This is a genomic window from Streptomyces lothianensis, assembly GCF_047779955.1.
GTDB lineage: Bacteria > Actinomycetota > Actinomycetes > Streptomycetales > Streptomycetaceae > Streptomyces.
In genome coordinates this window covers 18,572-31,476 of record NZ_JBLMKT010000059.1, presented here as the reverse complement: position 1 = coordinate 31,476, position 12,905 = coordinate 18,572, and the positions used below count along the sequence as shown (strand labels likewise).

The following is a 12,905-nucleotide window of genomic DNA, read 5'->3' as shown; positions in this document are numbered from 1 at the left end:
CGTCGGTATGACGACTGAAGTGGAACTCGCGGCCCTCGTACCGCAGCCGCGCCGCTGCCGCTGGGGCGGGGGTGAGTGGTGCAGGATCGCCGTCGACACCGCGCTCGGTGCCGGACCCGGCACCGAGGGCGTCGCGCGCTGGCTCAGGGGTACGGTCGGTGCCGCGACCGGGCTGCCGCTGGAGTCAGGGTCCGGCGGCGACTTCGGCGTCACGCTGCGCGTCGACGGGAGGCTGGCTCCCGAGGCGTACCGTCTCTCCGTCGAGGCGGACAGCGGTGTCCGGATCGAGGGCGGCAGTGCCGCCGGTGTGTTCTGGGGGGCGCAGACCTTCCGGCAGTTGCTCGGACCGGAGGCGTTCCGTCGGGCGCCTGTCGTGCAGCGGGCCGAGTGGCGGGTTCCCGTGGTCACCGTCGAGGACGAACCCCGGTTCGGGTGGCGCGGGATGATGCTGGATGTCGCGCGGCATTTCATGCCCAAGGACGGGGTGCTGCGCTATCTCGATCTGATGGCCGCGCACAAGCTCAACGTCTTCCACTTCCACCTGACCGACGATCAGGGCTGGCGGATCGAGATCGAGCGGTATCCGCGGCTGACCGAGGTGGGTGCGTGGCGGGCGAGGAGTAGGTACGGGCATGGTGCCTCGCCACTGTGGGAGGAGAAGCCGCACGGCGGCTGCTACACCCAGGACGACATCCGGGAGATCGTCGCGTACGCGCGGGAACGGCATATCAGGGTCGTGCCCGAGATCGACATCCCGGGCCACTCGCAGGCCGCGATCGCCGCGTATCCCGAGCTCGGCAACCGCGATGTCGTGGATACGGAGGCACTCGGGGTCTGGGACGACTGGGGTGTCAATCCGAACGTGCTCGCGCCGTCCGAGGACGTGCTCCGCTTCTACGAGGGTGTTCTGGAGGAGGTGCTCGACCTGTTCCCGGCAGACGTCTCGCCGTTCGTGCATATCGGCGGCGATGAATGCCCCAAGGAGCAGTGGAAGGAATCGGAGTTCGCGCAGGGGCGGATGCGGGAGCTCGGGCTGAATGACGAGGACGAGCTGCAGTCCTGGTTCATCCGGCACTTCGACCGCTGGCTGGGTGAGCGCGGGCGGCGCCTCATCGGCTGGGACGAGATCCTCGAAGGCGGGCTTGCGGAGGGTGCGGCGGTGTCGAGCTGGCGCGGGTACGCGGGTGGGATCGCCGCGGCCCGCGCGGGCCACGATGTCGTCATGTGTCCCGAGCAGCAGGTGTACTTGGATCACCGGCAGGACGGAGGAGCGGACGAGCCGGTGCCGATCGGGTACGTACGCAGCCTTGAGGACGTGTACCGGTTCGAGCCTGTTCCGCCGCAGCTGACCGCCGAGGAGGCCGCGCACGTCCTCGGTACGCAGGCGAATCTGTGGACCGAGGTGATGGAGAGCCGGGCCCGCGTCGACTACCAGGCGTTCCCGCGGCTGGCCGCCTTCGCGGAGGTGGCGTGGAGTGAGATGCCGGCGGCGGGGGAGCGGGACTTCGCGGACTTCGAGCGGCGGATGACCGCGCACTACCGGCGGCTTGAGGCTCTCGGTGTCGAATTCCGCCCGCCCGGCGGCCCGTTGCCCTGGCAGCGGCGGCCCGGCGTGCTCGGACGCCCGATCGACGGGGCGCCCCCGAACGTGTGAGGCGCCCACTCGGCCGTCTCCCGCGCGGGGGCGGCCCTGGGAGGGGGAGGTGCGCCTGGAGCTTGACCTGCCATGCCGTAGGAAACTTGGCCTGCCATGCCATAAGAAATGCGGGCATTACGTGAATTCCCTGGCGAAAGGGTCCTAGTGGACCCCCTCGTCGGCGGACCCGGAACATGTGCCAGAGTTGCCACGTCCGGCCTGTGAGCACGTACCGTACGGCGCAGTAGGCACACCTTGGCTCGCGAGGGCTCACGAGTCGGGCACGGGAAGGGGTAGCCGGTCTTGACCACGCAGGCACCGCAGGTAGCGCACACAGCGCAGTCCGTGACGTTGCCGACCTCGCTCGACGAGGCGGTCGCGGCGCTCTCCGCCATGCCCGCCGCCGTGCCCGTGGCCGGCGGCACCGATCTGATGGCCGCCGTGAACAAAGGGCAGCTGCGGCCCGCCGGTCTGGTCGGCCTCGGGAAGATCGCCGAAATCCGCGGCTGGCAATACCAGGACGGCCACGCACTGCTCGGCGCCGGTCTCACCCACGCCCGCATGGGCCGCCCCGACTTCGCCGCCCTGATCCCCGCCCTCGCCGCCGCCGCGCGTGCGGCCGGGCCGCCCACGATCCGCAACGCCGGAACGCTCGGCGGCAACATCGCCACCGCCGCGCCCACCGGCGACTCGCTGCCCGTGCTCGCCGCCCTCGAAGCCACGCTGGTCGTCGCGGGGCGCGAAGGCGCGCGCCGCGAAGTGCCCGTCTCGCATCTGCTTGCCGGAATGGAGCGGCTGCGCGGCGGCGAACTCATCGGATTCGTCCGGGTTCCGCTGCTGCACGCCCCGCAGGTCTTCCTGAAGGCGACCGGGCGCACCGGACCCGGCCGCGCCCTCGCCTCCGTCGCCCTCGTGCTCGACCCCGCCCACCGCGGGGTCCGCTGCGCGGTCGGCGCCGTCGCGCCGATGCCGCTGCGGCCGCTCGAGGCGGAGCGCTGGATCGCCGCCCACATCGACTGGGACGCCGGCCGCGTCCTCGCCCCGGAGGCGCTGCACGCCTTCGGCGACTACGTGGCCGCGGCCTGCATCCCCGACCAGGACCCGGACGGCACCCCGCAGGAACTGCCGCCCGCCGTACAGCAGCTGCGGCGCACGGTCGCCGTGCTCGCCCGGCGGGCACTGGGGAGGGCACTGGCGTGAGCGACAGGGGTACGGACGGTGGCAACGGCGCTCCCGGTCCCGGCTACGGGGCGGGGGACGCGTACGGGAGCGGCGGAGACGTGGGGAACGGGCAGACGGGCGAGGGGGCGTACGGGGACGGGGCGTACGACGGCTCGTACGGCGACGGCACGTACGGCGAGGGTGCGCACGACGGCTTGTACGGGGACGGCGCGCAGGACGGTTCGTACGGCGAGGGCTCGTACGGGGACGGTGCGTACGGAAACGGTGCGTACGGCGATGGTTCGTACGGCGATGGTTCGTACGGAGACGGCGTCTACGGGCAAGGCGGCTGGCAGCCCACCAGCCAGGGCGACTACGACGGCGACGCGACCGCCTTCGTCGCGCTGCCCGACGGGTATGCGGACACCCCGCTCGCGGCGCCCGGCGGCAGCTTCGTACCGCCGCAGATCTCTGTCGTGCCCGGAGCGGCGGCCGATCCGGCGGCGACGGGGACGTTCGTCCTGCCCTCGCTCGTCCCGCAGATGAGACCGGAGACCGCCCAGGCCGCACCCGCCCAGGCCGCGCCCGCCCAGGCCGCGCCCGAGCAGGTCCAGTGGCCCGAGCCCAACGCGCCGCAGCAGCCGGCCCCGCAGCAGCATGAGGCGGGGATGACCGGGCAGTGGTCGTTCACCGATGCGCAGGACGCAGCAGTACAGGACGCGGCCGTGCAGGACGCGGCAGGGGAGCAGGGCGCCGCGCAGGCGCACGCCACCGGGCAGTGGTCGATTCCGCTGGCGCAGGGGGATCTGCCGGATGAATCGGGCGAGTTCACCCAGTCCTCGCTGATCGACCAGTGGGCTGACCGCGCCCCGGCGACCCTCCCGGGCGGGGCGACAGCACCGTGGGCACCCGCCGAGCCGGTCGCGCCGGAGGAGCCGGTTGTCCTGGTCGCGCCCGGCGCCGAGGAGCCGGCCGGGGAGGTGCAGGCCGCCTCTGCGGGGCCCTCCTCCGTTGCAGCTGCCGCTGCGGAAGCCGGCCCTGCCGAGGCCGCCGATGCGCAGGCGCAGGCCACCGGAGAAGCCTCGCACTCCGAGCTGCCGGACCAGCCCGAGTCTTCCCGCGAGCCCGAGGCGTCCCGCGAGCCCGAGGCGTCTCACGAGCGCGAGGCGTCTCACGAGCCCGAGCCCGATCCATCCCCGAAGCCGGACTCACCGGACCACCCGGCCCCGTCCGGCGACCTCTCCGAGGCCGGTCACCCCGCCGAGACCGACCACACCACCGCGACCGAGCCCGAGCAGTCCACCGACGCCGGTCACCCCACTCCACCCCCCGCCTTCGGCGACGAGCACCCCCTCGTCTCCTACGTCCTCAAGGTGAACGGCTCCGACCGGCCCGTCACCGATGCCTGGATCGGGGAGTCGCTGCTCTACGTGCTGCGCGAGCGCCTCGGCCTCGCGGGGGCCAAGGACGGCTGCTCGCAGGGCGAGTGCGGTGCGTGCGCGGTGCAGGTCGACGGCCGTCTCGTGGCCTCCTGCCTCGTGCCCGCCGCGACGGCCGCGAGCAGCGAGGTCCGTACGGTCGAGGGCCTCGCCCGGGACGGGCAGCCCTCCGACGTGCAGCGGGCCCTCGCCGCGAGCTGCGCCGTGCAGTGTGGCTTCTGCGTGCCGGGCATGGCGATGACCGTGCACGATCTGCTCGAGGGCAACCCGCGCCCGACCGAGCGCGACGCCCGCCAGGCGCTCTGCGGCAACCTGTGCCGCTGCACCGGCTACAAGGGCGTACTCGAAGCCGTGAAGGACGTCGTCGCCGAACGCCAGGCGGCCGGTACGGCCGAGGCCGAGGACCAGGGCGAGGGTCAGAGCGAGCACACGGACGCGCCGGCGGACGGTTCCGCGCACGGACCCGTACACGGGCACGGACCCGCACACGCGCACGGACACGCCCACGGGCACGGACAGGCCCACGCCCACGCGCCCGAAAACGACCCGGCTGCCCGCGTCCCGCACCAGGCACCCCCCGGCGCCGGAGGCGTCACCCACCCGCAGGACGGAGGCCACGCGTGAGCACCGAGACCGTCGCCGCCGAGGAGAAGCAGCACGGGCTCGGCACCTCGCTGCCGCCCGCCGACGCCCGTGCGAAGACCGAGGGCACCTTCCCGTACGCCTCCGACCTGTGGGCCGAGGGTCTGCTGTGGGCGGCGCTCCTGCGCTCCCCGCACCCGCACGCGCGCATCACCTCCATCGACACCACCGGCGCCGAGCAGATGCCGGGCGTGCACGCCGTCATCACGCACCGGGACGTGCCGGGGGACGCCGCGCACGGCCGCCGCATCGCGGACCGCCCGGTCTTCGCCGCCGAGCTCGTACGGCACCACGGCGAGCCGATCGCCGCGGTCGCCGCGGACCATCCGGACACGGCGCGGATGGCGGCGGCGGCGATCGTCGTCGAGTACGAGGTGCTCGAACCGGTCACCGACCCCGAACAGGCCTTCGCCGCCGAACCCCTGCACCCGGACGGCAATCTGATCCGGCACATCCCGCTGCGCTACGGGGACGAGGAGGCCACCGGCGAGGTGATCGTGGAGGGCCTGTACCGCATCGGCCGCCAGGACCCCGCCCCGATCGGCGCCGAGGCGGGCCTCGCCGTGCCGCGCCCCGACGGCGGCGTCGAGCTGTACGTGGCCTCCACGGACCCGCACGCGGACCGCGATCTGGCCGCCGCCTGCTACGGCCTGGAACCCGAGCGCGTGAAGGTCGTCGTCACCGGTGTGCCCGGGGCGACCGCCGACCGCGAGGACCCCGGTTTCCAGCTCCCGCTCGGCCTCCTGGCCCTGCGCACCGGCTGCCCGGTCAAGCTGACCGCGACCCGCGAGGAGTCCTTCCTCGGCCACGCCCACCGCCATCCCACGCTCCTGCGCTACCGCCACCACGCGGACGCCGAGGGCCGCCTGGTGAAGGTGGAGGCGCAGATCCTCCTCGACGCGGGTGCCTACGCGGACGCCTCCTCGGAGTCCCTCGCCGCCGCGGTCTCCTTCGCCTGCGGCCCGTATGTCGTCCCGCACGCCTTCGTCGAGGGCTGGGCCGTGCGCACCAACAACCCGCCCTCCGGGCACGTACGCGGCGAGGGCGCGCTCCAGGTCTGCGCCGCCTACGAGGCCCAGATGGACAAGCTGGCCGCGAAGCTGGAGGTGGACCCGGCCGAGCTGCGGATGCGCAACGTGCTCGCGACCGGCGACATCCTGCCCACCGGCCAGACCGTCACCTGCCCCGCCCCGGTCGCGGAACTTCTGCGCGCCGTACGCGATGTCGACCTGCCGCCGCTGCCCAAGGACACCCCCGAGGAGGAGTGGATCCTCCCCGGCGGCCCGGAGGGCGCGGGCGAACCGGGCGCCGTGCGGCGCGGTGTCGGCTACGCGCTCGGCATGGTGCACATGCTCGGCGCGGAAGGCGCGGACGAGGTCTCCACCGCGACCGTGAAGATCCAGGACGGTGTGGCGACCGTGCTCTGCGCGGCCGTCGAGACCGGTCAGGGCTTCTCCACGCTCGCCCGGCAGATCGTCCAGGAGACCCTCGGTGTCGAGGAGGTCCACGTCGCGGCCGTCGACACCGACCAGCCGCCGGCCGGACCGGGCTGCCGCAGCAGGCATACGTGGGTGTCGGGCGGAGCCGTGGAACGCGCCGCGAAAATGGTCCGCACCCAACTCCTCCAGCCGCTCGCCCACAAGTTCGGCATGTCCACGGAGCTGCTGCAGATCGCCGACGGCAAGATCACCTCGTACGACGGTGTGCTCTCCACGACCGTCACCGAGGCCATGGACGGCAAGGAACTCTGGGCCACCGCCCAGTGCCGCCCGCATCCGACCGAACCACTCGACGAGACCGGCCAGGGCGACGCCTTCGTGGGCCTCGCCTTCTGCGCGATCCGCGCGGTCGTCGACGTCGACGTGGAGCTCGGCTCGGTACGCGTCGTCGAACTCGCCGTAGCCCAGGACGTCGGCCGCATCCTGAACCCGGCCCAGCTCGCGGCCCGGATCGAGGCGGGCGTCACGCAGGGCGTCGGCGCGGCGCTCACCGAGAACCTGCGCACCCCGCGCGGCGTCGTCCGCCACCCCGACCTCACCGGCTACGCGCTGCCCACCGCGCTCGACGCCCCGGACATCCGGATCGTCAAGCTGGTGGAGGAGCGGGACGTGGTGGCGCCCTTCGGCGCGAAGGCCGCCTCGGCCGTCCCGGTCGTCACCGCCCCGGCCGCCGTGGCGGGCGCGGTGCGTGCGGCGACGGGCCGCCCGGTCAACCGGCTGCCGATCCGGCCGCAGCAGGCGGTCGTGGTGCCGTCCGTGTAGTCGATCGATGCGCCGGATCGATGTGTCGCATCGAATCGATGCGACACGCAGCACGCAGCACGCAGCAAGCTGACAATTGATAGGGGGCCCTTGTGGCCGAAGCAATCCTCAAGGGTGATGGGCTCGTGCTGCGGGAGTGGCGGGACGAGGACCTCGACGCCATGATCGCGATATTCGACAACGAACAGGTCGCCGTCCATACCCCGCTGCCGACCCCCTTCGGACAGGCCGAGGCGGAGGCCCACCTCGCGAGGTCCCGCGAGCAGCAGGCGGCCGGCACGCATCTGCGGTTCGCCGTGACCACCGACGGCGAGCAGCCGCTGGGCGAGTCCATGGTGAACAGGGAGGCCGGCACCCTCGGCTACGCCATCGCCCCCGAGCACCGCGGCCAGGGCCTCGCCGTACGGGCCACGCTGCTGCTCACCGCGTATGCCCACGAGGAGCTCGGCCTGCGCGAGCTGCGGCTGCAGATCGACGCGGACAACATCGCAAGCCAGGCCGTCGCACGGGCCTGCGGCTACCGGCAGGTCGAGGAAGAGAGCGAGTGGATCGAGGCCAAGGGGCGGCGAGTGCTGCTCACCAGCTGGCTGCACGAGGGGCCGGGGTGACACCCGGACCGACCGGTGACCCCGGCGGCTTCGGCCGTCCCGGTGGCCCCGGCGGCCCCGGTGGCCCGGGCGTTTCCCGCAGCCCCCGGATCCTCCGCGAGCTGCGGACGCCGCGCCTTCGTCTGGTGCCGCTGAGACCCGAGCACGCCGGCGAGATGGCGCAGGTGCTCGGCGATCCCGCGCTGCACACCTTCATCGGGGGCGAGCCGGAGACCGAGGAACAGCTGCTGGCGCGCTACGAGAGGTGGGCGGCCGGTGCGCCGGACCCGCGGGTGACCTGGTGCAACTGGGTCGTCGGGCTGCGCGAGGAGTGCCGGCTGATCGGAACCGTACAAGCCACGCTCGGGCCCGCACCGGACCATCTCCCCGAACACGGCGGGTCCGCCCGCCTCGCGGAGATCGCCTGGACCGTCGGCACGCCCTGGCAGGGGCGGGGATACGCGCGGGAGGCGGCCCGCGCGCTGGTCGTCGCGCTCGCGCAGGAGCCGCCGGGGAGCATCGCCGCGGTCATCGCCCATGTACACCCCGACCATCACGCCTCCGCGGCCGTCGCGGCGGCGGCCGGGCTCGCCGCCACGGATGTGCGGCACGACGGGGAGACCGTGTGGCGTCTCGACCTGCCCCGGGAGCCGTGACGCGGACCAGGGTGTCGTGACGCGGACCGGGGAGCCCTGACGCAGCCGGTCACGGGGCGGGCGATGAGTTTCCGGCGCGCCGCCGGTCCACCCTCCAGGGGCGCCGACCGGCCCCCGTTCTCCCAGGAGGCGTCATGGCCGCACCACAGAAGATCACCACGTTCCTCTGGTTCGACACGCAGGCCGAACAGGCCGCGGAGTTCTACACCACGCTCTTCCCGGACTCGAAGATCATCGAAGTGCAGCGGTACGGGGAGGCCGGACCCGGCACGCCCGGCACCGCGATGCTCGTCGCCTTCCAACTGGCCGGCCAGCGGTTCAGCGCGCTCAACGGCGGCCCGGAGTTCTCCTTCACCGAGGCGGTCTCCCTCTACGTGGACTGCGAGGACCAGGAGGAAGTCGACCGCCTGTGGACCGCGCTGACCGCCGACGGCGGCCAGGAGAGCCAGTGCGGCTGGCTCAAGGACCGCTGGGGCCTGTCCTGGCAGATCATCCCGAAGGAACTCCCGCGCCTCCTCTCCGACCCCGACCCCGAGAAGGCCGGGCGTGCCATGCAGGCCATGCTCGGGATGCAGAAGATCGACGTGGCGGCGCTCAGGAGTGCGTACGACGGTGAGTGAGTTCTGGTGAGTCCGTTACCGCATCACCGTGCATCACCTTGAGCATCATGATGTGGTCGGCGTATGCTTGTGTGCATGAGGACCACAGTCGACCTGTCAGAGGGCGTGCTGCAGCAGGCGAAGCTCCGCGCCGCCCGGCGCAAGGTATCCGTGAGTGCGGTGATAGAGGATGCGATCAGGGCGTCGTTCGCGCGGGACGCGGTGGCTGCGCAGCGCATCGCGAAGCTGACCACCGACCCCGGGGGGAGCGGACTTCGCCCTGGTGTCCACCTCGACGACAACGCATCCGTGCGTGACCTCATGGACGGCCTCGCGTGATCCTTTGCGATGTCAACGTCCTGGTGAACGCGTTCCGCGAGGACGCCAAGGACCACGAGCTGTACAAGGACTGGCTCCTTGGCAAGCTGAACGGTGAGGAGCCGGTCTGCCATCACGGCGTGATCGACAGCGGATTCATCCGGATCGTCACGCATCAGCGTATCTTCCAGCCGCCGAGTGACCCGGAGCTCGCCTTCCAGTTCCTGCGGGACATCCGTGGCGCGGCGAACGCGGCACCCATCGACGTGGGTGCGCGTCACTGGGAGATCTTCGAGCGGCTGTGCGGCGATGCGAGCGCGCGGGGCAATCTCGTCCCGGACGCCTACATCGCCGCCCTGGCCATCGAGGCGGGCGCGACGCTGTACTCGGCCGACCGCGGCTTCGCCCGCTTCCCCGGCCTGCGCTGGATCCACCCTCTGGACGAATGAGAGGCGTGTCATGCCCGAGATCGAGGTGCGGCTACGGCCCGAGCAGGAAGAAGCCGTGCGCCTGCTCGCGGAGGCGCGCGGCCTGACGCCGGAAGCGATCGTCTCGCAGGCGATCGACGAGCTGCTCGCAGAGCGAGCTTCACAGCTCCCCGGGCCGCCGCACCGGTAAGGTGGCCCGGTTGTCATAACGGAGTCGGCGGGCGGCCGCCGACTCCGTGTGCCCGCCGCAGTCGAACCGCCGAACCGGAGACCGTGTCTACCACCGCCACCAGCAGCTCGCACCACCTCTCACCCGCCTTCCCCGGCCGCGCCCCCTGGGGCACGGCGGGCAAGCTGCGTGCCTGGCAGCAGGGCGCTCTCGACCGGTATGTGCAGGAGCAGCCGAGGGACTTCCTCGCCGTCGCCACCCCCGGCGCCGGCAAGACGACCTTCGCGCTGACCCTTGCCTCCTGGCTGCTGCATCACCATGTGGTGCAGCAGGTGACCGTCGTCGCGCCGACCGAGCATCTGAAGAAGCAGTGGGCCGAGGCCGCGGCGCGGATAGGGATCAAGCTGGACCCGGAGTACAGCGCGGGCCCGCTGAGCAAGGAGTACCACGGCGTCGCCGTGACCTACGCGGGCGTGGGCGTGCGCCCGATGCTGCACCGCAACCGCGTCGAGCAGCGCAAGACCCTCGTCATCCTCGACGAGATCCACCACGCCGGTGACTCCAAGTCCTGGGGCGAGGCCTGTCTGGAGGCCTTCGAGCCGGCCACCCGCCGCCTCGCCCTGACCGGCACCCCGTTCCGCTCGGACACCAACCCGATCCCCTTCGTCCAGTACGAGGAGGGCAACGACGGGATCCGGCGCTCCTCCGCCGACTACACCTACGGCTACGGCAACGCACTCGCCGACAACGTCGTGCGGCCCGTCATCTTCCTCTCGTACAGCGGCAACATGCGCTGGCGCACGAAGGCGGGCGACGAGATCGCCGCCCGGCTCGGCGAGCCGATGACGAAGGACGCGGTCAGCCAGGCCTGGCGCACCGCACTCGACCCGCGCGGCGAATGGATGCCGAACGTGCTGCGCGCCGCCGACCAGCGCCTCAGCGAGGTCCGCAAGTCCATCCCGGACGCGGGCGGCCTGGTGATCGCCTCCGATCAGGATTCGGCGCGTGCGTATGCAAAGCTGATCCGCGAGATCACCGGCACCAAGGCGACCGTCGTCCTCTCCGACGACACGGGCGCCTCGAAGCGGATCGACGACTTCAGCGCGGGCACCGACCGCTGGATGGTCGCCGTCCGCATGGTGTCCGAAGGCGTCGACGTGCCGCGTCTCGCGGTCGGTGTGTATGCGACGACGATCTCCACACCGCTGTTCTTCGCGCAGGCCGTCGGCCGTTTCGTACGTTCCCGGCGGCGCGGCGAGACCGCCTCCGTCTTCCTGCCCACCATCCCCGACCTGCTCGGCTTCGCGAACGAGATGGAGGTCGAGCGCGACCACGTCCTCGACAAGCCGAAGAAGGACGGCGAGGAGGACCCGTACGCCGAGTCCGAGAAGGAGATGGACGAGGCGAACAAGGAGCAGGACGAGGACACGGGGGAGCAGGACATGCTCCCGTTCGAGGCCCTCGAATCCGATGCCGTCTTCGACCGGGTGATGTACAACGGCGCCGAGTTCGGCATGCAGGCCCACCCCGGCAGCGAGGAGGAGCAGGACTACCTCGGCATCCCCGGGCTCCTCGAACCCGACCAGGTGCAGATGCTGCTGCACAAGCGCCAGCAGCGGCAGATCGCGCACAGCCGCAAGAAGCCCGCCGAAGAGGCCGATCTGCTCGAGGTGCCCGCCGAGCGGCGGCCGGTCGTCTCCCACAAGGAGATGCTCGAACTGCGCAAGCAGCTCAACACGATGGTCGGGGCGTACGTCCACCAGTCCGGCAAACCGCACGGCGTGATCCACACCGAGCTGCGCCGGGTCTGCGGCGGCCCGCCGAGCGCGGAGGCCACCGCCGGGCAGCTGAAGCAGCGGATCGCCAAGGTGCAGGAGTGGGCGACCCGGATGCGGTGAGCGCCTCCGGCCGAGGCGAGAGGCGCGGGCCAGTGACGTGTGGGGCGCGCACCCGCCGAAGTGAGGGCGCGGCGCGCGCCGTGCGCGGGGACATACGGCGCGTACCGCCGCGTAAACGATCTCCCAGTGCCCGGATTCTGGACGGAGTCTTCCGCTCAGCGGACCCGCTCGCTAATGTCCCGGCAAAACACACGCCCCGTGGCAGCGCCGCCGCGGAGCGCAGCCGGTGCGAGAGGCCCGTCCGCCTCTGAGCCCAGCGGGGGTCTCCAGCCTCCGCCTGACTGATGACCGGCGGCCTCTGCCGTGCGCGGAGCCGTCGCAACTCACCTCAAGGAGAGGGCGTCGTGACCGCGGAGACCTCCCAGACCCTCGACAGAGGACTACGTGTCCTCAAGCTGCTCGCCGATACGGACCACGGACTGACGGTCACCGAGCTCTCCACGAAGCTCGGGGTCAACCGCACCGTCGTGTACCGCCTGCTCGCCACGCTCGAACAGCACGCCCTCGTACGCCGCGACTTGGGCGGCCGTGCCCGCGTCGGCCTCGGCGTGCTCAGCCTGGGCCGCCAGGTGCATCCGCTGGTGCGCGAGGCCGCGCTGCCGGCGCTGCGTTCGCTGGCCGAGGACATAGGAGCCACCGCGCACCTGACGCTCGCCGACGGCTCGGAGGCCCTCGCGGTCGCCGTCGTCGAGCCGACCTGGACCGACTACCACGTCGCCTACCGCACCGGCTTCCGTCACCCGCTCGACCGCGGTGCCGCGGGCAAGGCGATCCTCATCGCCCGCCAGGGCCTCGTCGACGACCCCGGCTTCACGCTCACCCACGGCGAGCTGGAGGCCGGCGCGAGCGGGGCGGCGGCGCCGCTGCACGGCGTGACGGGGATCGAGGGGAGCGTGGGGGTCGTGATGCTGTCCGATTCGATCCCGGATCGGGTCGGACCGCGTGTGCTTGACGCGGCGCGAGAGGTCGCCGACGCGCTGAGGTAGGGGGTGGGGGCCTACGCGCCGTGGACGGCTGCGGATTCGTTCGCGGCCTCGGCCCGGTGGCCGCTTCTCGCGAAGTTCCCCACCCCCGAAGGCGCCGGCTCCGCCGCGCCCCTGGAGGTGCCCCT

Annotated in this window: 12 protein-coding genes; all 12 read left to right on the top strand. The window is 72.3% G+C overall.

The window, feature by feature from the left end; genetic code table 11:
• Positions 1 to 7: 7 nt before the first annotated feature.
• The 12 genes from ACLF6P_RS20700 (at position 8) to ACLF6P_RS20645 (ending at position 12,780) form a co-directional block, all read left to right on the top strand.
• Complete coding sequence (locus ACLF6P_RS20700) at positions 8 to 1,654, top strand: beta-N-acetylhexosaminidase (protein WP_415952078.1); 1,647 nt, start codon at positions 8 to 10, stop codon at positions 1,652 to 1,654.
• Between the two features lie 285 nt (positions 1,655 to 1,939).
• Complete coding sequence (locus ACLF6P_RS20695; protein WP_415952076.1) at positions 1,940 to 2,836, top strand: FAD binding domain-containing protein; 897 nt, start codon at positions 1,940 to 1,942, stop codon at positions 2,834 to 2,836.
• A complete protein-coding gene (locus tag ACLF6P_RS20690; protein WP_415952075.1) occupies positions 2,833 to 4,860 on the top strand; it encodes a (2Fe-2S)-binding protein in 2,028 nt (675 codons plus the stop codon). Before ACLF6P_RS20695 ends, ACLF6P_RS20690 begins: the two co-directional genes overlap by 4 nt.
• Positions 4,857 to 7,139, top strand: a complete 2,283-nt coding sequence (locus ACLF6P_RS20685; protein ID WP_415952073.1) for a xanthine dehydrogenase family protein molybdopterin-binding subunit — start codon at positions 4,857 to 4,859, stop codon at positions 7,137 to 7,139. The genes ACLF6P_RS20690 and ACLF6P_RS20685 overlap by 4 nt, the downstream gene beginning before the upstream one ends.
• Before the next feature lie 92 nt (positions 7,140 to 7,231).
• Positions 7,232 to 7,747 carry a GNAT family N-acetyltransferase gene (locus ACLF6P_RS20680; protein WP_415952072.1) on the top strand — a complete coding sequence of 172 codons (516 nt, stop codon included), beginning with the start codon at positions 7,232 to 7,234 and terminating at the stop codon, positions 7,745 to 7,747.
• A gap of 89 nt (positions 7,748 to 7,836) precedes the next feature.
• Positions 7,837 to 8,382, top strand: a complete 546-nt coding sequence (locus ACLF6P_RS20675; protein WP_415952121.1) for a GNAT family N-acetyltransferase — start codon at positions 7,837 to 7,839, stop codon at positions 8,380 to 8,382.
• 134 nt (positions 8,383 to 8,516) lie between these two features.
• Positions 8,517 to 9,002 carry a VOC family protein gene (locus ACLF6P_RS20670; RefSeq protein WP_415952071.1) on the top strand — a complete coding sequence of 162 codons (486 nt, stop codon included), beginning with the start codon at positions 8,517 to 8,519 and terminating at the stop codon, positions 9,000 to 9,002.
• Between the two features lie 75 nt (positions 9,003 to 9,077).
• On the top strand, positions 9,078 to 9,320 hold the full coding sequence (locus tag ACLF6P_RS20665) for a hypothetical protein (protein WP_415952070.1): 243 nt from the start codon (positions 9,078 to 9,080) through the stop codon (positions 9,318 to 9,320).
• Entirely contained in the window at positions 9,317 to 9,748 is a 432-nt protein-coding gene (locus ACLF6P_RS20660) for a type II toxin-antitoxin system VapC family toxin (RefSeq protein WP_415952068.1), read from the top strand. Before ACLF6P_RS20665 ends, ACLF6P_RS20660 begins: the two co-directional genes overlap by 4 nt.
• A gap of 10 nt (positions 9,749 to 9,758) precedes the next feature.
• The gene (locus tag ACLF6P_RS20655; protein WP_415952067.1) at positions 9,759 to 9,917 is read left to right on the top strand and encodes a hypothetical protein; all 159 of its coding nucleotides are present in this window, start codon (positions 9,759 to 9,761) and stop codon (positions 9,915 to 9,917) included.
• Positions 9,918 to 10,000: 83 nt separating this feature from the next.
• Positions 10,001 to 11,794: a DEAD/DEAH box helicase gene (locus tag ACLF6P_RS20650; RefSeq protein WP_415952065.1), complete on the top strand. Its 1,794-nt coding sequence runs from the start codon at positions 10,001 to 10,003 to the stop codon at positions 11,792 to 11,794.
• A 344-nt stretch (positions 11,795 to 12,138) separates the two neighbouring features.
• On the top strand, positions 12,139 to 12,780 hold the full coding sequence (locus tag ACLF6P_RS20645; RefSeq protein ID WP_415952063.1) for an IclR family transcriptional regulator: 642 nt from the start codon (positions 12,139 to 12,141) through the stop codon (positions 12,778 to 12,780).
• The last annotated feature ends 125 nt before the right edge of the window (positions 12,781 to 12,905 follow it).

What these genes read in the sequence shown, in the direction of transcription:
- ACLF6P_RS20700 (WP_415952078.1), top strand. Translation starts at nt 8, where the DNA reads ATGACGACTGAAGTGGAACTCGCGGCCCTCGTACCGCAGCCGCGCCGC.
- ACLF6P_RS20670 (WP_415952071.1), top strand. Translation starts at nt 8,517, where the DNA reads ATGGCCGCACCACAGAAGATCACCACGTTCCTCTGGTTCGACACGCAG.
- ACLF6P_RS20665 (WP_415952070.1), top strand. Translation starts at nt 9,078, where the DNA reads ATGAGGACCACAGTCGACCTGTCAGAGGGCGTGCTGCAGCAGGCGAAG.
- ACLF6P_RS20655 (WP_415952067.1), top strand. Translation starts at nt 9,759, where the DNA reads ATGCCCGAGATCGAGGTGCGGCTACGGCCCGAGCAGGAAGAAGCCGTG.